Below are 18,592 nucleotides of genomic sequence, written 5' to 3'. Positions count from 1 at the left end.
GGGCGCGCTACACATTCCCGAGCAGGCGTTCGAGCCGGCCGGCCGCCGCTGCCGGCCCCGGTGCGGCGGCTATGCGGCCGGCCAGCGACAGCGCGGCGGCGCGGTAGGACGGGTCGTCGATGACCGTGCGGACGGCCGCCGCGATCTCCCCCGGATCGGCAGCCTCGCCGTCCAACGCGATACCGGCGCCCAGGCCGGCCGCGCGCCCCGCCAGGATCGGCTGGTCGGCGGCCGGGTTCGGGAGTGCGACGACCGGCGCGCCGTGGGCGAGCGCGGCGGCCACGGTGCCGTGCCCCGCATGCGTCACGACCGCCGCCGCGTGCGGGAGGATCTCGGCGTGCGGCAGCCACGCCAGGACGGTCGCGTTCTCCGGCACGCGCAGGCCGGCGGCGTCCATCATCCCGGTCGTGATCAGCAGGCGCGGCCCGCCGGCGGCGAACGCGTCGAGAGTGCGCTGGATGCGTGAGGTCTGGTCCCACGCCAGCCCGGTGGAGAAGCCGGCCACCACGAGGGGCCGCGGGTCGTCCGCAGGCCAGGGCGGCTGCCAGCCGGACGGCGGCTGCTCCTCGAACATCGGGCCGACGTAGTCGAAAGGCGCCTGGTCGGCGAGCGGATCCAGTTCGCGGACGCTCGCGCACAGGGTCGGGAACGGCTTCCACGCGTCCCAGAGGCGTTCGAGGGCGGGACGGCCGGCGCCGCCGCGCAGAGCGTTGACGGCGGGCAGCAGCATCTGGTCCATCGCCTGCCCCGGCGGGCAGAGCGCCCCCGGCGCGCTGTGCACCAGCACCGCCGCCGGGATCTCGGACGTCTCCAGCCGGGCGAGCGCGCCGAACATCAGGCAGTCGGCGACCACCCCGTCGTAGGAGCCGTCCGCCAGCGCCTCTTCAACGTCCGCCGCCTGTTCCGGGCAGGCCCAGACCGCGCCGACCAGCGCGGGCAGCCAGCCCTCCGGCGGCGGCGCGGCGGGGTAGCCCGCGTCCGCGCGGGGCAGCGGCCGGAACGCGAACCCGGCCCTCTCGAAGCGGGCCCGCTGGCCGGCGTAGCCGGCGAACGTGACCTTGTGGCCGCGCGCCGCCAGATGCTGCGCAAGTGCGATCATCGGGCCCTGGTTCCCGGCCCCGTCCCAGGTCAGCAGCAACCAGCCGGACATGTCACGCTCCCTCCAGCAGAGACTCGATCATCAGCGTCATCGTCGCCTCGGCCTCGGCCCTCGCACGTCCCATGTCCCGGCGCAGCAGCTTCCAGGTGTAGACGTCGCAGGCGCAGACCAGCGCGTCGACGACCATGGCGCGGCGCTCCTCCGGGACGGCGGCGAGCCGCGGGCCGAGCTGGCTCTCGACATGCCGCCGGTGCCGGGTCCGCCCGATCCGCACGATCGGCGCGACCGCGGGGTCGGACTCGTCCGCCAGGTTGCGGACCACCACGTCCCCGAACTTCTCGTAGTGGTCGAACCATGCCGTCACCGAGGCCGCGACGTCCCCCGGTTCGGGCCGCCGCAGCTCGTCGCCCATCTCTTCGAGCACCTTCTCCAGGGCCAGCTCGATCAGCCGTCCCCGGTTGCCGTACACGCGCAGCACCGTCGGCACGCTCACGCCCGCCCCGGCGGCCACGTCCTCCAGCCGGACGTCCGAGCGCAGCCGCGAACTCAGCAGCGTCACCGCGGCGTCCAGGATCCGCTGCCGAGTTGCCTCCGCCGACCGCGCCCGAGCCCCCTGGGTGTACGACCTTTTCATGATAATCGATACTAACACGAAAGTAGGTCGGCATGACCACCGCGTTGGACGCGGTTTGAGGGTTGGCCGACCGACAGGCCGATCCGCCAGCCGAAACCGCACGCGAACTCTCACTGGGTAATTCAATGAAACGATTGAAGGCGGAGGTGAGAGCGGTGAAGTTCGTGCTGGAAGTCGATATGAGCGAAGGCGCCGTGGCCAAGGACGCCGCCAAGGAGTTGGGGCGGATCCTGCGGTACTGGGCGGGCAACGTCCGGCATTACGAGTTGAAGGCCGGCGACGAGTCTGACATCTTCGACTCCGACCATCGCGATGTCGGCCGGTGGCGGATCGTGGAGACCTCCTGATCCGCCCGAACGAAGGAAACGCCCGGCCGGGGAGCCCGGCCGGGCGTTTCGCGGGGGGCGGTCAGCTCACGTGAGGTTCTTCGGCCGGTACGCCTTGTACTGGCTGCCGCTGGACAGGCCGTACGTGCGGGTGCGGTGGTCGGTGCCGTAGCCGCCGCGCTGCTCGTACGCCCAGTAGGCGGTGTGCTTGCTGGACGTCCACTTCTCGAAGATGACGACGTGCCGGGTGGTGTTGCTCCCGATCGCGTCGATGATCAGGTCGCCCTTCTTGAGCTGGGACATCTTGATGCGCGTGCTGTACTTCGACGACGCGAGGCCGACCGTGTTGGGGCCGGGCTTCGGCAGCCGCAGCGTCATGGACGCGTAGCCGGAGCAGTCGGTGCGGTAGCCGCCGTGGGTCTTCGACTGGCTGTAGGGCACCCGCTTGCTGGTGTGCGGGTGCCAGGTCTTGGCCCGGGTGATGACCTGCGCGCGGGTGACCTTCGGGACGGCGGCCACCGCGACCTGGCCGTCCGCCGCCTGCAGCTGGACGCCCTGCGCGGGCGCCGAGGGCGCGGCGGACGTGGACACCCCGGTGAGGCCGAAGACGGTACCACCGGCCAGCGCCAGCGAGCTGACGCCGATGAGAAGAGTTCGGGGGGAAGCCATTGGAAATCCTCCTGGAATGGCTGGGAATTGCACCCTTGACGGGAGCCGTGAGCGGGAGTTCTGCCGATCGACCCGGCAAACATTAGGGACTGCGCCGCCGCATTCGCCAATCACGCCGGAAGGTTGGGACACGCCGCGCATGGGACGGCTCTGACCTGCGGGGACATGACCCCGCGACAGAGCCGGGCGGGACGGTGGGACAGAATTGAGCCACTCCTGTCGATCACCATGGGTGCACATTCGAAAACGGTAGGTGATCAATCGAGGATGCCGTCCGTGCACCTGCGGAGCGGGCATAATGGGCCAGCGCTGAACCGAGTTTCCGATGCGCGCATAAGCGCCGGGCGACTTTCGCATCGGCGGTGTGACCTGCGGGAGAATCGCGAATGAGCCGAAGCCGACCACCGACTCCGTTGCCGGACGGCCTGCCGGAGGCGGTGCGCATCCTGCTCACCGAGCTGCGCGGGATGAAGGAGGAGTCCGGATACGACCTCCGCGCCCTCGAACGCAAGACGCACGCGAGCCGCTCGTCGTGGGGTCGCTGGCTCAGCGGCGAGACATGGATCCCCGCGGACGCCGTCCGCTCCCTCGCCGACCTGTGCGGCGCCGACCGCCGCCGCATGGAGATCCTCTGGGAGGTGGCGGACCAGGCCAGGCGCCCGTCCCCCGGCACGGAGACCGCGTCCGGCCCGCCGCCCCCGCACGACCCGGACCCGTCGCCCAGCGCGGAGGCTTCCGGGGCCGGGTCCTCTTCACCCGGCACGGGGCGTGAAAGCGGTGCGGGCTCCTCGCCCGGCGCGGAGGTCCCACGCGGCGCGGCGCCCTCGTCCGGTGCGGGGACGGGCGGCGGGAAGCGGCGGCGGTTGCTCTTTCTCGGGGCCGTCGTCGCATGCACGCTCGCCGCCGGGACCGCCGGGGTGGCGCTCGGGGCCACGCTGCACGGGACGGCGGAGGACGGCGGCAGGGACCAGTCCGTCTCGCCCGCCGGGGCAGCGCCACCGAAGGTCAAGGTGATCACTCGGCGGGAGGCGATGGCGCGGACGCGGGCATGGCATCCGCACGCTCCGAACCGCGTGCCCTACGACCAGACGGCCGGCTACCAGGGCTACCGCACCGACGGCTCGGGCTACGCGTCGATGGTGCTGGGGCTGCCGAAGCCCGGCCCCAACTCCGCGCTCCTGGAGGCGTCGTACTGCCGCCATATCGGGCAGTCGGCGCTGCGGCCGGGCGACCTCGTCATCAAGGCGAGCGGCGGCGCCGACGTCCGCGAGGTACTGATCTTCGACAAGTGGACCAGCGGCCGGCACACCGCCTACTGGGCCTACCAGCAGCGGCGCGGCTACGGCACCGACCACCTGGTCACCAGCGAAGGGCTCGCGCCGGACAGCGGCCATCACGGCTGCCGCCCGTACAACCTCCAGGACGACCCGGTCGGCTGAGGCCTACCGCCGGAATTCGGAGAGGAGCGCCGCGCGGTCGTCGATGTAGTGCAGGGCCAGGGCGAGGACGACCAGGTCGCAGGAGCCGTCCGGAACCCAGGTCAGCGGCCGGGACAGGTCGTGGACGCGCAGGTCGGCGCGGCCTCCGGTGCGCGCCAGCGCCATGTCGACGAAGCTCGAGCTCGCGTCGCAGCCGGTGACGCGCGCCCCGCGTCGCAGCAGCTCGGCGCTGTACAGGCCGGGGCCGCAGGCGGCGTCGAAGACGGACAGCCCGGTCACGTCGCCGGCGAGGCCGAGCACGGCGGGACGGTCGTAGAGGGCGTTGTAGGCGCTGACTTCGGCGTGGATTGCATACTCGTGGGCGAAACGCTCATACATGTCGTTGATCGTGCCAGAAAAGATCAACTCGTTCTGTCAGGGGGACGCCCAGTCCCGGTCAGGTCTCCCGAACGGAAACGCGTCAGCCCGCGGGTTCGCGCTGCGCCTCGCGCTGCGCGGCGCGCGATTCCTCGGCCATCCTGCTGAGCTCCTCGACGCGCTCCTCGTCCCGGGTGAGGTTGTCGCCGGTGGCCGGGTCGAAGATGTGCACCCTCGAGGTGTCGATCCACAGTTCGGCCTCGCGACCCGGCGTGATCAGGCTGGCCGCGTCCAGCGCGACGACGGCCTGGGTGCGGAGCTGGTCGCTGTCGAGTTCGCGGGACAGGTCGCGCAGTTGCGCGGCGAGTTCCGCGGGCGCCTCGTACGGGACATAGGCGTACAGCTCATTGCCCAGCCATTCGGTGACGTCCACCCGGGCCCGGACGATACTGCCCTTCGCCTTCTTCTCCTCGCTGACCAGCGAGGCGTCCTCGAAATGCTCCGGCCGGATTCCCACCAGCACCACCGAACGGTCGCCGACCGCGGCGGCCTTGCGCGCGTCCCGCAGTTCGAAGCGGCCCAGCGGCGTGTCGAGGAAACCGCCGTCCACCGACGCGGGCAGGAAGTTCATCGACGGCGACCCGATGAATCCCGCCACGAACAGGTTGACGGGCTCCTCGTACAGTTCGCGCGGGCTCCCGACCTGCTGCAGGACGCCCCTGCGCAGCACGGCGACGCGGTCGCCGAGCGTCATCGCCTCCGTCTGGTCGTGCGTGACGTAAACGGTCGTGACGCCGAGACGACGCTGGAGACGCGCAATCTCGGTGCGCATCTGCCCGCGCAGTTTCGCGTCCAGGTTCGACAGCGGCTCGTCGAAGAGGAACGCGTCCGCCTGCCGGACGATCGCCCGCCCCATCGCGACGCGCTGCCGCTGCCCGCCGGACAGGTTCGCGGGTTTGCGTTCCAGATGCTCGGTCAACTCCAGAAGCTCGGCGGTCTCCTCGACGCGGCGCCGCACCTCCTCGTCCGGCACCTTCGCGAGACGCAGCGGGAACGCGATGTTCTCGAAGACCGTGAGGTGCGGATACAGCGCGTAGTTCTGGAACACCATCGACAGGTTCCGCTGCCGCGGCGCGACCCTGTTGACGACCTTGTCGCCGATGAGCATCTCGCCGGACGTGATGTCCTCCAGCCCGACGATCATCCGCAGCAGCGTCGACTTCCCGCACCCGGACGGCCCGACGAGGATCACGAACTCGCCGTCCCGCACCTCCAGGGACACGTCGTTCACGGCCGGGAACCCGTCGCCGTACCGCTTGACGATGTTCTTCATGGTGATGGCGGCCATGGCTTCCCCTCAACCCTTGACGGCGCCGGACGTCAGCCCGGCCACGATGCGGCGCTGGAACGCCAGGACGATGATCACGACCGGGACCGTGACGACCACGGCGGCGGCGCAGATCGCGGTGGTCGGCTGCTCGAAGTACGACTCGCCGGTGAAGAACGCCAGCGCGGCCGGCACCGGCCGGGCGTTGTCGGTGGAGGTCAGCGAGATCCCGAAGACGAAGTCGTTCCAGCAGAAGAAGAAGGTCAGGATCGCCGCGGTGAACACGCCGGGCGCCGCCAGCGGGACGATCACCTTCCGGAACGCCTGCCAGGTCGTCGCGCCGTCCACCTGCGCGGCCTGCTCCATCTCCCACGGGATCTCGCGGAAGAACGCCGACAGCGTCCAGATCGCCAGCGGCAGCGCGAACGAGATGTACGGGATGATCAGGCCCGGCCAGGTGTCGTACAGGCCGATGTTCCGCCACAGGTCGAACAGCGGCCCGACCAGCGACACCACCGGGAACATCGCGATGGCCAGCGCGAACGACAGGATGATCCTCTTGCCGGGGAACTCCAGCCGGGCGATCGCGTAGGCGACGAGCGTCGCGAACACCACCCCGATGAACGTGGCGATGAGCGAGATCCCGATCGAGTTGATCAGCGCCGAGGTGAACAGGTCGGTCTTGAAGACCGTCTCGTAGTTCTCCCACGTCCAGTCCTGCGGGAAGAACCCCTGGACGTTGCCGATCTCGCTGGGCGTCTTGAACGACAGCATCACGATCCACAGGATCGGGAACGCCGTCCACACCAGGATCAGCAGCGAGGCGACGATCCACAGCGACTTCGAACGTGCCGACTCCATCAGCGGTCACCTCGCACTTGGGACAGGTCCACCCGGAACCCCTTGATGAACACGGCCGCGATCAGCACCACCGACAGGAACAGCAGCACGCCGACGGCGTTGCCGAGGCCGAGCTCCGTCCGGGTGATGATCTGCTGGTAGGTCAGGAACGACAGCACCTGCGTCTTCTCCTGGCCGGACGTCATGATGAAGACGTTGTCGAAGATCCGCCACGCGTCCAGCGTCCGGAACAGGACCGCGACGAGGATCGCGGCCTTCATGTTCGGGATCGTGACCCGCTTCAGCCGCTGCCACGCCGTCGCGCCGTCCACCGTCGCCGCCTCGCCGAGGTCGCGCGGCACCTGCGCGAGCCCGGCGAGCAGCAGCAGCGACACGAACGGCGTCGTCTTCCAGATCTCCGACAGGATGATCACGAACAGCGCGGCCCAGCGGTCGGAGAACCAGGCGAAGTCGCCGAGCCCGAACCAGGAGTTGACGAACCCGGACTGGACGTCGAACGCGTACTTCCAGGCGAACGCGGAGATGACCGTGACGATGCCGTAGGGCAGCAGGATCGCGGTCCGCACCGTCCGCCGCCCGAACACGGCGCGGTGCATCACCACGGCCAGCGCGAAGCCGATGACCAGCTCCACGCCCACCGTCACCACGGTGATGATCAGGGTGGTGAGCACGGTCTGCCAGAACAGCGGGTCCGACAGCGCGGTCCCGTAGTTGGCGAGGCCGACGAAGCGCCGGTCGTCGGGCGCGGTGAGCCGGTAGCTGAACAGCGACTGGTAGATCGCATTGATCAGCGGGTACGCGGTGACCAGCAGCATCACCACCACGGCGGGCGCCGACAGCAGCAGCCCCAGCCTGCGCTCGGCCCGGCTCCGGTCGGAGATCTCCGCCCGGACGGGGGCGCCGGCGGGACGCTTGAGCGCCGTTTCTGCGGACGTCATCCGAACACCTCCGTTAGAGCAGGGCCTTGCCTCGCAGGACCTCGCGGATGAATTCGGCGGACTTCCGCGGCGTGGTGGCCGGGTTCACCGACGCCGGCGGGTGCCACCGGTTCTGGATGGCGCCGGACACGTCCGCGTAGTACGGCGTGGCCGGACGGGGCGCCGCCGCGGCGATGGAGTCCCGCATGAGCGGGGCCATCGGGAACTCCTTGAGGACGTCCGGATCGTCGAAGATCGCGGGACGGGCGGCGACGTTGCCCTCGTCGAGCATGTACCGCTTCATGTTCGCGGGTGAGGTGATGCAGCGGACCGCGTCCACCGCCAGGTCGTCGCGGTGCTCGCCGTACGCGCCGATCCCGATCTCGATGCCGCCGAACGGCGGCCTGCTCTCCTGCTGCGGGTTCACCCTCGGGTACCGGGCCCAGCCCAGGTCGTCGACGACGTTCCGGTCGATGGCGCCCGCCTCGGCGTCGCCCTTCTCGGCCCGCCACACGTAGCCCCAGTTGAGCAGGAAGCCGCCCCTCGGCCCGTTGATCGTCGCCCGGGACTGCTCCTCGATGTCGGTGGACAGCGTCGGGCTCGCCGCCGTCGACCGGGCCAGCCTGGAAATGATCGACGCCGCCTGCCGGCCGGCCGGGGAGTCGATGTCGATGGCGGCCTCGTCCCCCTTCTCGGCGTCGCTGAGGATCCGGCCGCCGGCGGAGGCGATCAGCGAGTTGATCCACACCGTGTAGCCCTCGTACCGGTTGCCCTGCACGCCGATCGTGGTGTTGGTGCGGACGGCCGCGTCGATCAGCTTGTCCCAGGTGAAGTCGGGCGCGGTGGGGTCGATGCCCGCCTTCCGCGCCACCGACTTGCGGTACCAGAGCAACTGGGTGTTGGCCCAGAAGGGCGCCGCGTAGAGCTTGCCCTTCCACGTCGAGCTCTGCACCGCCGTCTCGAACACGCCCTCGGTCAGCGGCCCGGCCTCACTCGCGGTGAACGGCCGCAGGAACCCGGCGTTGGCGGCCTCCGGGACGAACACGGGGTCGAGGCTCATGAGGTCGAGCCCGGAGTCCTTGGCAGCAAGCCGCCTGATCAGCTGCTCGCGCTGCTGCGTCGCGTCGCTGGGCAGCAGCGACGTCTCGATCCGGTACTTCCCGCCCGCCGCCTGCGTACAGGATTTCGCGATGGCCGCCTGCCCGCCGTTGTCGGGGTTGATGTACCAGGTGAGCTTCGGCGTCCCGTCGCCGCTCCCGCACCCGGCGAGCCCCCCGGCGAGCATCATCAGCGCGACCGCCGCGGCGGCCCCTCCCGGTGGACCGTGCCGCCCGGCCACCCTGCCCCGCCGCCGGCGGCGTCCCGGCACGTCCGCACTGTCCGCTCGTCCGACTCGCTCGACCATGCGGGCCTCCCGAAGCCTCCCACCAGGCTGCGAGCACTTCCGCGGGCCGCACCCACGGCGGGAACGGACCTCCATTCGAACACCGCACCCGCCCCCTGTCGAGAACCAAATGCGTAATCATCCGGGACAACATCCGCCCCACTGATCACGACAGTGTAATTGCGTCCCACCATTCAGGGAAATGGGCGCGCTAAACCATGCGGACGGTCACTTTTGCATTGTCTCCGGACGCACTGGAGAAGGCGCGGAGGGCTCGCGGACCCCGACCGACCCGCGAAACCTCCGCGCCTTCGCTTTCGCGGGCGGGCTAGTAGCCGCCACCCGAGCCGTAGCCGCCGCCTCCGTCACCGGTGCCGGTGCCCGCACCGGTGGCGGCGGCCTTCTTGCCGGTCGGGGTGGTCGCCCACCAGACCCCGCCGACGCCCTGGCCGTTCGTGTCGCCGGGCTGCTCGTCCTGCGCGTAGTAGTACATGGGCCAGCCGTTGATGGTCAGCTGGCATTTGCCGTCGTCCTTGCGCTCGATGAAGTTGACGACCTTCTTGCTGACGCCTTCGAGTTTGAGCTTCTTCCAGCCCTTGAACGTCGCGGGCGGCCACGCCTTCTTGCACTTGCCGAAGCAGGTGGTGGTCGGCGGCTTGTTGGTGTCCTTGTCGAATCGGTAGAGCGTCCGGCCGTTCCCGTCGGTCAGGATCGTGCCGAGTTTCGGGTCGCTCTTCGCCTTGATGACCGTCCAGCCCTTCCAGCGGTTGTCGGTCGCCTGCTTGACGGGAGTGGCCTTCTTGCCGGTCGGGGCCGCGGCGTACCAGGTGCCGCCCACTCCCTGGCCCTTCACGTCGCCGGGGCTCTGGTCCTTGGCGAACCGGTACAGCGGCCATCCGCCGAGCGTGACCTGCCAGGTGCCGTCCGGCCGCTTCACCTTGCCGACGAGCGACTGCTGGACGCCCTGCACCTCGGTGTCGCCCGTGCCGGCCGCCGCCGGCGGCCACGCCTTGGCGCACGCGTCCGCGCAGGTGGACGCCGGCGGGCGCGCGGTGTCGTTGTCGAACCGGTACAGCGTCCTGCCGTTCCCGTCCGTGACGACCTTGCCCAGCTTCGAGACGCTGGCCACCTCCAGCGCGGTCGGTGCGGCGGCGGGCGCCGCCGGTGCGGCCGGTGCGGCGGGCGCCTGCGCCCCGGTGTTCTGCTTCGCTCCGGGCCGCTCCTGACCGCACGCGCTCAGCACGAGCCCCGATGCGGCGAAGGCGGCCACGACGGGGATCGCCCAACGTGGGAATTTCATCGGTCCTCCAGGTCGTCTGGGCCCGGTCTCCGGTCCGGGTCCGCACGTTGATCCAGGTCGAGCTGCCGCACCGCTCTTCCGGATCGAGGAGGAGTACGGTGAGCCGCGCGGAAGGGTTCAAGCCCGGGAACCGGATGACCGCGGAAAAGGTCAAAGCAGGACGAAGACCGGCAAGGAAGGCAGCGGTGACCGGGAACGAACCTGCGGGCGGCACGATCGACCTGAGCAAGGAGCCGGTTCCGGCGCGGCCGGGCCCGGCCTGGATCGTCGTCCCGGCCCGGGTCATCGCGCTGATCGTCGTGCTGCCGCTGCGCCTCGTCCACGACCTGCTCGTGGTGACCGGCCGCGGCCTTCGCCGAGGTTGGAACGCGCTGACGCGGGCACTCGGGCGGCTGGGCCGCTTCATCGGAGGGCTGCTGCGCGGCGTCTGGCTCGCGTTCTACCGATGGCTGCTGGCCCCGATCGGACGACTGATGGCGGCCATCGGGCACGGGGTCGGCACGCTGCTCGACGTTCTCGTCGTCCGGCCGCTGCGGTGGCTCGGCGTCGTGGTGATCCTCGGGTTCCTGCGCTGGTTCGGGCGCGGGTCGGGTCGGCTGGGACGCTGGCTCTACCGCGTGCTGATCGCTCCGGCCGGCCGGCTGCTGGCCGTCATCGGGCGCGGGTTCGCGCTGCTCTTCCAGGGGATCGGGTTCCTGATCGGCGTGCTCGTGGTCATGCCGGCCGTGCTGCTGTGGCGGTACGTCCTGCGCCCGCCGCTGCTCGGTCTCGCGTGGCTCGGACGCGGCGCCTTCGCCCTCCTCGCCGCGCTCGGGAGCGTCCTCGCGTCCGGGCTGAGCGCCTTCGCGGCCGGGCTGGTCTGGTCATGGCGGCTGCTCGGGCGCTGCCTCGGGTGGCTGGGACGCGTGCTGTTCGTCCTTCCGGCACGGGCTTTGTGGCGGTATGTACTGGCTCCGGTGGTCGCGGGCGTCGCGGGCACGTGGCGGCTCGCGTCCCGCCTCCTCCGCTGGCTCTGGCGGACGCTCGTCGTCGTCCCGGTCCGGGTCGTGGTCGTCGCCCCCGCCCGCTGGATGGGGACGAGCGTGCTGCGCCCGATCGGCCACGGCATCCGGGGGGTGTGGCGAGTGTCGGTCCGTGAACCGCTCGCCGCCGCCCGGCGGGCGATGCGGCAGGCGAGCCAGGATGTCCGCCGCACCCTGCGCCGCAGTTTCGGCGGACGCTGAGGCCGCGCCGCCCCCGAGGGAGCCGGCGCGGCCTCCGCGCTATTCGCCGCGTTCGGAATCGGCGCGCTGCTCGGCGCGTTCGCGCATCTTCCTGAGCAGTTCCTTCTTCTCGGCGGCCGGGTCGCCTGCGGCGGCTCGGGACTTGCCCCGCCCGCCGCGCAGCTCGCCCCGCGACAGCTTCCTGCGCTGACCGCCCACGCTCGACATTCCGTTTCGGCCGCGGCCCTTGGACATGGTCTTCTCCCGTTCGGCTGGGTGTGCTGACTGCCTGCACCCAGGTCCGGCCGCGCGGGAGCGTGCAGCTCAGACGCGTATCGCGGCCCGGCCGGACCCGGCCGCGGGACGCTCGCGGTACACGCGCTTCGGAGTGGGCCGCCACAGGGTGGCGGCGAAATCGATCAGCATGCGACCAGGCTAGGCATCGCCTCAGGGGGTCCTCAACGGGTTTTCGCTGGGCGGGCCTGAGATACTCACGGTGATGTATCGACTCCTGTTCTCACTCGTCGTCTCCCGCGTCCCGGCGGAGACCGCACACCACCTGACCTTGCGGGCGCTGCGCGGGATCCAGTCCGTGCCGGGGCTGGCGCCGCTGCTGCGCCGGCTGCTCGCGGCCCGCGACCCGGGGCTCGCCGTGCACGCGCTCGGGCTGGACTTCCCGAGCCCGCTCGGGCTCGCCGCCGGGTTCGACAAGGACGCCGTCGCCTACGAGGCGCTCGGCGCGTTCGGGTTCGGCCACGTCGAGATCGGGACGGTGACCGGGCGCCCGCAGCCCGGCAACCCGCGCCCCCGGCTGTTCCGGCTCCCGCCCGACCGGGCGGTCATCAACCGGATGGGCTTCAACAACGCGGGCTCCGAGGCCGCCGCCCACCGGCTGCGCGAGCGCCGCGCCGGGACGATCGTCGGCGTCAACATCGGCAAGACGAAGGTCGTCCCGGAGGCGTCGGCCGCCGCCGACTACGTGGCGAGCGCCGAGCGGCTCGCCCCGTACGCCGACTACCTGGTCGTCAACGTCAGCTCCCCCAACACGCCCGGCCTGCGGAACCTCCAGGCCGTCGAGCATCTCCGCCCGCTGCTGACGGCCGTCCGCGAGGCCGCCGACCGGGTGACGGCCCGCCGCGTCCCGCTGCTCGTCAAGATCGCGCCGGACCTGGCGGACGACGACATCGACGCGGTCGCCGACCTCGCCCTCGACCTCGGCCTGGACGGCGTCATCGCGACCAACACCACCATCGCCCGGGACGCCCTGCTCAGCCCGCCCGTCCTCGTGAAGGAGACCGGCGGGCTGTCCGGCGCGCCGCTGAAGGAGCGGTCCCTGGACGTCCTGCGCCGGCTGCGCACCCGCACCGGCGGACGGCTCACGCTGATCTCGGTCGGCGGCGTCGAGACGGCCGACGACGTGTGGGAGCGCGTCCGGGCGGGCGCCACCCTCGTCCAAGGCTACACCGGCATGATCTACGGCGGCCCGCTCTGGGCGCACCGCGTCAACCGCGCGCTCTCCCGCCGCCTCCGCGCGAGCACCTTCCGCACCCTGGACGAGGCCCGCCGCTGACCGTCCGCCACCGGCAACCATCCGCGACGCGGCCGACCGTCCCACAAAGGTGACGGACGCCCGGCGGGCCGGGCTTTGCCGGTTGGTTGCCCTGGGCGGCGGCATCGGTCCGGGCGGGCGGGGCACGGGTGCAGGTATGGCCGGCGAGTCCATGTCCCGCAGGACGCTGCTCGTCCGGGTGGCGCTGGCGCTGCTCCTCGCGCTCCCCGCGATCGTGACCCGGGCGGGCGGGTTCGATCTCCCCGCGGTGGCGGCGATGGTCGTGTTCGGCATCGGAGTGCTGGCGGCGGCGATCCTGCTGATGTGGGCGGCGGAGACCGCGCGCGCCGACATGTCGGGCGCGCTGGCGATCGCGCTGCTGGCGCTCATCGCCGTGCTGCCCGAGTACGCCGTCGACCTCTACTACGCCTACGCCGCCGGGACGAGACCCGCGTACACCGCGTACGCGGCCGCCAACATGACGGGCGCGAACCGGCTGCTCGTCGGGGTCGGATGGGCCCTGGTGGTGCTGGCGTTCACGCTCGGCGTCCGCCGCGCCGCCGGACGGGCAGGAGGACGCGGCGACGGACGGGGCGGCGGACGGGGCGGCGGACGGGGCCGGCACGCGGCGCGCGGAACCGGCCGCCGGGACGTCCGGCTGACCCCGCTGCACCGCATCGAACTCGGCTTCCTCGCGCTCGCGGCCGTCCTCGGCTTCATCCCCGCGCTGACCGGCGAGATCGGATGGTACATCTCCATCGTCCTGATCGCGCTCTACGTCCTCTACATCGTGCGGATCTCGCGGGACCGCCACGGGGACGTCGAGGAACTCGCCGGCGTCCCCGCCCGCCTGGTCACGCTGCCGAAGCGGCGGCGGCGCCTGGTGACCTGGGCCGGGTTCGCGCTCGGCGCCGTCCTCGTGGTCGTCTCGGCGAAGCCGTTCGCGAACGCGCTGGTGGACGCGGGCGCGTCGCTCGGCATCGACGAGTTCCTCCTCGTGCAGTGGCTGGCGCCGCTCGCGTCCGAGGCGCCGGAACTGCTCGTCGCCGCCATGTTCGCGTGGCGGCTGCGGGACGCCGACGCGATCGGGACGCTGCTGTCCAGCAAGGTGAACCAGTGGACGCTGCTGATCGGCACCCTGCCGATCGCCTACCGGATCGGCGGCGGCGCCTGGTCGCTGCCGCTGGACTCCCGGCAGACCGAGGAAGTGCTGCTGACCGCCGCGCAGACCGTCCTCGGCCTCGCGCTCCTCATCGACCTGGTCTTCAAGCGGTGGGAGGCCGCGGTGCTGTTCGTCCTGTTCGCGGTGCAGTTCGTGCTGCCGAGCGAGAGCGCCCGGCTGGTCCTCTCCGGCGTCTACCTGGCGATCGGCTTCTCCGTGCTGATCGCGCGCCATCGCGACCTGGGTTCGTCGATGGCGACGGTCGTCCGCACTAGGTGAAGAAACCGTCCGCGATCAGCTCCGGCAGGACGGCGTCGGCATGCGCCCGCACCTGATCCGCGTCCGCACCGGTCAGCTGAGCGATGGCGCCGAGCAGCGGATCGAGCGGCAAGGTGCCGTCGCAGACTCCCGCGAGGCCGGCCTCGACCGTCCCGACGCCGGCCGCGCGCCGCAGCCGCCCCGGCTGCCGCAGGACGATCCGCTCCGGATCCTCGGCACCGGGCGGGCCGACCTGTTCCTGGACGAGCCCGGGCGCCGCCGCCAACACTTGTCCACAGCTTGTGGAAAACCCGGCGCCCTTCTTCAGCCCGTCCAGAACGTCCTCGACATAGGCGCCTACGGGCTCCTCGACGGCGTGCCGCAACTCCTCCACCCGGACCGCCGGACGCTCGCTCCGCCGCAACGTGATCCACCCGAAGCCGACCCCGACGACGTTCCGCCGCTCGAAGTGATCGAGCCACGCCTCATACCTGGCCCGGTACTCCGGTGTCCCGGCCTCGCACGAATCCCGCAGCCACAACTCGGCGTACTCCGCCGGATCCTGGACGTCCCGCTGGACGATCCACGCGTCGCATCCGTCCACCCAGCCACCGACGCGCTCCTCCCAGGGAACACCGTCGACATGCAGCCAATTGGCCAGGAGCTGGCAATATCCGCCCTCATTCAGGTAATGAGGCGCCTCCTTCACGAGCACCCGGCAGAAGTCGTCCCCCTCCATCCCGGACTCCCGGTAAGTGAATCGCGGCCCTTCGTCCGGCGCCACGACGAACGGCGGATTCGACACGATCAGATCGAACCGCCGCCCCCGAACCGGCTCCAGCAACGGCCCCCGCACCAACTCGGCGCCGTCCACGCCGGAAAGCGCGAAGCTCTTCGCGGCCAACTCCAGGGCCCGCGGATTGACGTCCGTAGCAGTGACGCTCATTCCGGGATTCCGGCCCGCCGCATGGACGGCCTGCACCCCGCACCCGGTCCCGAGATCCAGCAAGTTATCCACACCCCTGTGGACAACCAGCCGCGCAAGACTCCCGGACGCGCCGCCCGTCCCCACCACATGATCGCCACCGGGAAGGCGCCCCGCCCCGGGCCGCACTTTGAGATCAGACACGACATAACCGGCATGCCCGTCGCCGCTCACGTCCTCCAGCGGCTCAACCCGCGAAAGCGCGCGCATTTCCCCACCGGACACCTCGACGAGCCCCGCCGCCGCCCATGCGTCCGCCGGAATCGCGTCCGCCGGCACAGGCACCTGCAACCAGAACAGCCGAGTCAGCACTTCAAGAGGCGACGCGCCCCGCGTGGCCCGCAACGCCGGCACGATCTCGTCCCGCGCCAGCGCCCCACCCGCCACGGGCCCCAGCAGCTCACGCACCCCGCCGACCGTGTAACCGGCCTCGACCAGCAACTCACGCACCCGAAGAAGATCAGCCACCCGCCCATCCTCCACCCGGCGGACTACGCCAGATACCGCTCGAAGCCCTTGGCCAGGGAGTCGGCTATGCGCTGCCGGAACGAGGCGCTGGAGAGCTTGGCCGCGTCGGACTTGTTCTGCATGTTGCCGCACTCGATGAAGACCTTGGGGACCTTCGACATGTTGAGGCCGCCCAGGTCGTCGCGGCGGTCGATGGCGTTCTTGCCGAGGTAGTTGGAGTACGGGATGCCGGTGCCCTCGCGGTAGGCGTCGCGGAGCGCCTGGCCGAGCTTGGCGGAACCGGACACCATGTCGGCGTTCCGGCCGATGGAGATCGGCTCGATGATGTGGAAGCCGTGGCCGGACGCGGCGGCGCCGTCGGCGTGGATGGAGAGGGCGGCGTCGGCCTTGAGCTCGTTGCCGAGGGCGGCGCGCTCGGTGATGCAGGGGCCGACGCCCTTGTCGTCCTTGCGGGTCAGCGCGACCTTGGCGCCGCGTGCCCGCAGGATCTTGGCGAGCCGGTTGGAGACGTCCCAGGTGAAGGCGTGCTCGGCGTAGCCGGCGCCGGTCTCGGTGCCGGTCGTGTCGCACGCCTTGCTGCCGTTGCCGATCTTGACCTGCTTGTTGATCTCGGACGGGTGGTCGGCGTTCCCGCCGTTGTGTCCGGGGTCGATGACGATGACCTTGCCGTCCAGCGACGAGGCGTCGTCCTTCGCGGACGCCGGGCTCTGCTCGGCCGACGACGGCGCGTTGGCCGTGGGCGGCGCCGCGGTGTCGCCGCCGGACGGGCCCGAGGAGTCGTTGCACGCGGTGAGCACGCCGAGGCACAGCGCGAGACCGGCGACCAGCGGGCCGCCTCGATGGATTCGCACAGGCCGCTTCCTCCGTGATGACTTCGTTACCGGGACCCTGACAGTTTGCCCGGCCGCACGAGTTCGTCAAATGAAGTCCGGGAAATCAGCGGAGCGGGTCCTCCCTGCCGAGCAGCGCCGCGAGGGCTCGCGCCTCGTCCGCGTCCAGGCCGAGGACGACGCGGGGCCGCCCCCAGGGGTGGTCGATCGAATGGGCCACGTAACTGGCGACGGACTCCGACACCTGCTCGGCCAGGCCGCGCGCGTGCCGCCACTCCGACCACGCCTGTTCCAATTCGCTCGCCGCGCGCTGCGCGCACGACACCAGTTCCGGATCACGCACGAGCTGAACCCCCATAGGACTCTCCCGGTGGCCTCGTCCGGGCGGCCTCCCCCGAGGCCGCCCGGGTCCACCCGTCGGACGGTGAGTCCATTAACCACCCGGCACCGGGGCGGGGACCGGCGAATGCGGCAGGCTTGGCCAGCCCCTTACCCGGCCAACACCGGTTCTGGGGACGATGGACCGTCGCCCTACCACGGCCATAACCGGCCAGCGGGCGCGGCCTCAGCGGGAGCACGAACGTGCGGGAGCGAGATGCGGCGGGGGACGGGATTCGGGGCTAGCGAGGAGTCGCGGGAGCGGGCCCCGTGGTGGAGCGCACCACCAGGTGCGGGACGACCAGGTTCTGCCGGGCGTGCCGGGACGGGTCGCCGATGCGCGCGGTGAGCAGTTCGGCGGCCACCCGCCCCATGTCGCGGCGCGGCTGATCCACGCTGGTCAGCGATATGTGGCGGATCGCGGCGAGATGGGTGTTGTCGTAGCCGACGATCGACAGGTCGGCGGGGACCCGCATGCCGAGTTCGTCGGCGGCCGAGAGGGCGCCGGTCGCGACCAGGTCGTTGGGAGCGAAGATCGCGGTGGGGCGGGCGTCGCGGCGCAGCAGCGAACCGGCGGCCCGGTAGCCGCCGTCCTCGGTGAAGTCGCCGGGCTCGACGACGATCTCGGCGGCGAGCCCGTGCCGGTGCATCGCCTTCTCGTAGCCGGCGCGGCGGTAGTGGGCGGTGGTCGAGCGCGCGCCTTCGATGTGGGCGATCCGGCGGTGCCCGTGTTCGACGAGGTGGTCGACGGCCAGGCTCGCGCCGAGCTCGTCGTCGTCCACCACGATGTCCACCCCGTGCACGTCGCGCTCGCCGACGACCACCACCGGGACGCTCGCGGCCGCCTCCTTGAGCGACTCGGGGACGACGCTGAGCAGCACCAGCCCGTCCACGCGCATCTCCAGGAACGCCTCGACCGCCTCCGCCTCGAACAGCGGGTCCCAGCGGCCGCTGCCGACCAGCATCCGCAGGCCCGCGCCGTGCAGGCTCTCCTGCAGCCCGTCGAGGAACTCGGCGAAGAACGGGTTGTGCAGGTCGGCGACGATGGCGCCGACCAGCCGGGTACGGCCCTCGACCAGGCTGCGCGCGACGGCGTTCGGCCGGTAGCCGAGCTCGCGGGCGGCCTGCAGGACGGCCTGCCGCCGGCGCTCGCTCACATGCGGCGACCCCCGCATCACCAGTGAGACGAGCGATTTGGAGACTCCGGCGCGCTCGGCGACGTTGCGGATCGTCGGTTTCGGCGCGGGCACCGACCTCCCCTCGTCGCGCCCGGCGGGCGAGGAGCCGCTGCGCGGCCGGGGCACCGCGCCCTCTCCCTGCCTGTCGTACGGGGGGTTCGGTTCATCAGCTGACATGGCACTCCGTCCGGGGGGACCTGCAGGACCTGCCGCGACGGCGCGCCGCCGGGGGAGCCGGCGCGCCGTCCTCCGCTCGGGAGGAGATGCCA

The 18,592-nt window shown here is 71.4% G+C and carries 19 protein-coding genes; 5 read left to right on the top strand and 14 right to left on the bottom strand.

Annotated features, from left to right (window positions below):
* Positions 1-7 precede the first annotated feature (7 nt).
* Both AL2_RS23465 and AL2_RS23460 read right to left on the bottom strand, forming a co-directional pair.
* Positions 8-1,150 (bottom strand): glycosyltransferase, encoded by a 1,143-nt coding sequence (locus AL2_RS23465; protein WP_067636932.1) that lies wholly within the window; start codon positions 1,148-1,150, stop codon positions 8-10.
* A gap of 1 nt (position 1,151) precedes the next feature.
* On the bottom strand, positions 1,152-1,733 hold the full coding sequence (locus AL2_RS23460; protein ID WP_157438320.1) for a TetR/AcrR family transcriptional regulator: 582 nt from the start codon (positions 1,731-1,733) through the stop codon (positions 1,152-1,154).
* Between the two features lie 155 nt (positions 1,734-1,888).
* On the opposite strand from AL2_RS23460, the gene AL2_RS23455 reads away from it, so the two are divergent.
* Positions 1,889-2,080: a hypothetical protein gene (locus tag AL2_RS23455; RefSeq protein ID WP_067636927.1), complete on the top strand. Its 192-nt coding sequence runs from the start codon at positions 1,889-1,891 to the stop codon at positions 2,078-2,080.
* 66 nt (positions 2,081-2,146) lie between these two features.
* On the opposite strand, the gene AL2_RS23450 is transcribed toward AL2_RS23455, so the two are convergent.
* On the bottom strand, positions 2,147-2,728 hold the full coding sequence (locus AL2_RS23450) for an NlpC/P60 family protein (protein ID WP_067636925.1): 582 nt from the start codon (positions 2,726-2,728) through the stop codon (positions 2,147-2,149).
* Positions 2,729-3,114: 386 nt separating this feature from the next.
* On the opposite strand from AL2_RS23450, the gene AL2_RS23445 reads away from it, so the two are divergent.
* A complete protein-coding gene (locus tag AL2_RS23445; RefSeq protein ID WP_157438319.1) occupies positions 3,115-4,167 on the top strand; it encodes a helix-turn-helix domain-containing protein in 1,053 nt (350 codons plus the stop codon).
* A gap of 3 nt (positions 4,168-4,170) precedes the next feature.
* On the opposite strand, the gene AL2_RS23440 is transcribed toward AL2_RS23445, so the two are convergent.
* The 6 genes from AL2_RS23440 to AL2_RS23415 form a co-directional block, all read right to left on the bottom strand.
* Entirely contained in the window at positions 4,171-4,545 is a 375-nt protein-coding gene (locus AL2_RS23440) for a class I SAM-dependent methyltransferase (protein WP_067636920.1), read from the bottom strand.
* Between the two features lie 82 nt (positions 4,546-4,627).
* The gene (locus tag AL2_RS23435; RefSeq protein WP_067636918.1) at positions 4,628-5,872 is read right to left on the bottom strand and encodes an ABC transporter ATP-binding protein; all 1,245 of its coding nucleotides are present in this window, start codon (positions 5,870-5,872) and stop codon (positions 4,628-4,630) included.
* A gap of 9 nt (positions 5,873-5,881) precedes the next feature.
* Positions 5,882-6,712, bottom strand: coding sequence for a carbohydrate ABC transporter permease (locus tag AL2_RS23430; protein ID WP_067636915.1), 831 nt, complete (start codon positions 6,710-6,712; stop codon positions 5,882-5,884).
* Positions 6,712-7,650 carry a carbohydrate ABC transporter permease gene (locus AL2_RS23425; protein ID WP_067636914.1) on the bottom strand — a complete coding sequence of 313 codons (939 nt, stop codon included), beginning with the start codon at positions 7,648-7,650 and terminating at the stop codon, positions 6,712-6,714. Before AL2_RS23425 ends, AL2_RS23430 begins: the two co-directional genes overlap by 1 nt.
* Before the next feature lie 13 nt (positions 7,651-7,663).
* A complete protein-coding gene (locus AL2_RS23420) occupies positions 7,664-9,034 on the bottom strand; it encodes an extracellular solute-binding protein (RefSeq protein ID WP_083946822.1) in 1,371 nt (456 codons plus the stop codon).
* Between the two features lie 307 nt (positions 9,035-9,341).
* A complete protein-coding gene (locus tag AL2_RS23415; RefSeq protein ID WP_067636910.1) occupies positions 9,342-10,313 on the bottom strand; it encodes an SCO0930 family lipoprotein in 972 nt (323 codons plus the stop codon).
* A gap of 185 nt (positions 10,314-10,498) precedes the next feature.
* Between AL2_RS23415 and AL2_RS23410 the strand changes: the two genes are divergently transcribed.
* Positions 10,499-11,536, top strand: a complete 1,038-nt coding sequence (locus AL2_RS23410; RefSeq protein WP_067636905.1) for a hypothetical protein — start codon at positions 10,499-10,501, stop codon at positions 11,534-11,536.
* A 39-nt stretch (positions 11,537-11,575) separates the two neighbouring features.
* Here AL2_RS23410 and AL2_RS36695 read toward each other — a convergent pair whose 3' ends face one another.
* Entirely contained in the window at positions 11,576-11,770 is a 195-nt protein-coding gene (locus AL2_RS36695) for a DUF6243 family protein (RefSeq protein ID WP_083946821.1), read from the bottom strand.
* Positions 11,771-12,014: 244 nt separating this feature from the next.
* Here AL2_RS36695 and AL2_RS23405 point away from each other — a divergent pair, with 244 nt between their 5' ends.
* Complete coding sequence (locus AL2_RS23405) at positions 12,015-13,085, top strand: quinone-dependent dihydroorotate dehydrogenase (RefSeq protein ID WP_067636903.1); 1,071 nt, start codon at positions 12,015-12,017, stop codon at positions 13,083-13,085.
* A gap of 136 nt (positions 13,086-13,221) precedes the next feature.
* Positions 13,222-14,505: a calcium:cation antiporter family protein gene (locus AL2_RS23400; RefSeq protein WP_067636901.1), complete on the top strand. Its 1,284-nt coding sequence runs from the start codon at positions 13,222-13,224 to the stop codon at positions 14,503-14,505.
* On the opposite strand, the gene AL2_RS23395 is transcribed toward AL2_RS23400, so the two are convergent.
* From AL2_RS23395 to AL2_RS23380, 4 genes are all read right to left on the bottom strand, one after another.
* The gene (locus AL2_RS23395; RefSeq protein ID WP_083946820.1) at positions 14,498-15,937 is read right to left on the bottom strand and encodes a DUF7059 domain-containing protein; all 1,440 of its coding nucleotides are present in this window, start codon (positions 15,935-15,937) and stop codon (positions 14,498-14,500) included. The two genes, AL2_RS23400 and AL2_RS23395, sit on opposite strands and share 8 nt — an antisense overlap.
* 23 nt (positions 15,938-15,960) lie before the next feature.
* Entirely contained in the window at positions 15,961-16,788 is an 828-nt protein-coding gene (locus AL2_RS23390) for an N-acetylmuramoyl-L-alanine amidase (protein ID WP_245666864.1), read from the bottom strand.
* A gap of 85 nt (positions 16,789-16,873) precedes the next feature.
* Positions 16,874-17,125 (bottom strand): hypothetical protein, encoded by a 252-nt coding sequence (locus AL2_RS23385; RefSeq protein WP_210747801.1) that lies wholly within the window; start codon positions 17,123-17,125, stop codon positions 16,874-16,876.
* A 262-nt stretch (positions 17,126-17,387) separates the two neighbouring features.
* Positions 17,388-18,500: a LacI family DNA-binding transcriptional regulator gene (locus tag AL2_RS23380; RefSeq protein WP_210747800.1), complete on the bottom strand. Its 1,113-nt coding sequence runs from the start codon at positions 18,498-18,500 to the stop codon at positions 17,388-17,390.
* Positions 18,501-18,592 lie beyond the last annotated feature (92 nt).

The sequence above is a fragment of the Actinomadura latina NBRC 106108 genome (assembly GCF_001552195.1).
In the GTDB taxonomy this organism is placed as follows: domain Bacteria; phylum Actinomycetota; class Actinomycetes; order Streptosporangiales; family Streptosporangiaceae; genus Spirillospora; species Spirillospora latina.
Note: the sequence above shows the minus strand (reverse complement) of the source record. Positions and strands in the feature narration are given on the sequence as shown.

Bases quoted from the DNA above. Each gene is read 5' to 3' on its own strand.
- AL2_RS23465 (WP_067636932.1), bottom strand. From the start codon at position 1,150: ATGTCCGGCTGGTTGCTGCTGACCTGGGACGGGGCCGGGAACCAGGGC.
- AL2_RS23460 (WP_157438320.1), bottom strand. From the start codon at position 1,733: ATGAAAAGGTCGTACACCCAGGGGGCTCGGGCGCGGTCGGCGGAGGCA.
- AL2_RS23450 (WP_067636925.1), bottom strand. From the start codon at position 2,728: ATGGCTTCCCCCCGAACTCTTCTCATCGGCGTCAGCTCGCTGGCGCTG.
- AL2_RS23445 (WP_157438319.1), top strand. From the start codon at position 3,115: ATGAGCCGAAGCCGACCACCGACTCCGTTGCCGGACGGCCTGCCGGAG.
- AL2_RS23440 (WP_067636920.1), bottom strand. From the start codon at position 4,545: ATGTATGAGCGTTTCGCCCACGAGTATGCAATCCACGCCGAAGTCAGC.
- AL2_RS23435 (WP_067636918.1), bottom strand. From the start codon at position 5,872: ATGGCCGCCATCACCATGAAGAACATCGTCAAGCGGTACGGCGACGGG.
- AL2_RS23430 (WP_067636915.1), bottom strand. From the start codon at position 6,712: ATGGAGTCGGCACGTTCGAAGTCGCTGTGGATCGTCGCCTCGCTGCTG.
- AL2_RS23425 (WP_067636914.1), bottom strand. From the start codon at position 7,650: ATGACGTCCGCAGAAACGGCGCTCAAGCGTCCCGCCGGCGCCCCCGTC.
- AL2_RS23420 (WP_083946822.1), bottom strand. From the start codon at position 9,034: ATGGTCGAGCGAGTCGGACGAGCGGACAGTGCGGACGTGCCGGGACGC.
- AL2_RS23415 (WP_067636910.1), bottom strand. From the start codon at position 10,313: ATGAAATTCCCACGTTGGGCGATCCCCGTCGTGGCCGCCTTCGCCGCA.
- AL2_RS36695 (WP_083946821.1), bottom strand. From the start codon at position 11,770: ATGTCCAAGGGCCGCGGCCGAAACGGAATGTCGAGCGTGGGCGGTCAG.
- AL2_RS23405 (WP_067636903.1), top strand. From the start codon at position 12,015: ATGTATCGACTCCTGTTCTCACTCGTCGTCTCCCGCGTCCCGGCGGAG.
- AL2_RS23400 (WP_067636901.1), top strand. From the start codon at position 13,222: ATGGCCGGCGAGTCCATGTCCCGCAGGACGCTGCTCGTCCGGGTGGCG.
- AL2_RS23385 (WP_210747801.1), bottom strand. From the start codon at position 17,125: ATGGGGGTTCAGCTCGTGCGTGATCCGGAACTGGTGTCGTGCGCGCAG.
- AL2_RS23380 (WP_210747800.1), bottom strand. From the start codon at position 18,500: ATGTCAGCTGATGAACCGAACCCCCCGTACGACAGGCAGGGAGAGGGC.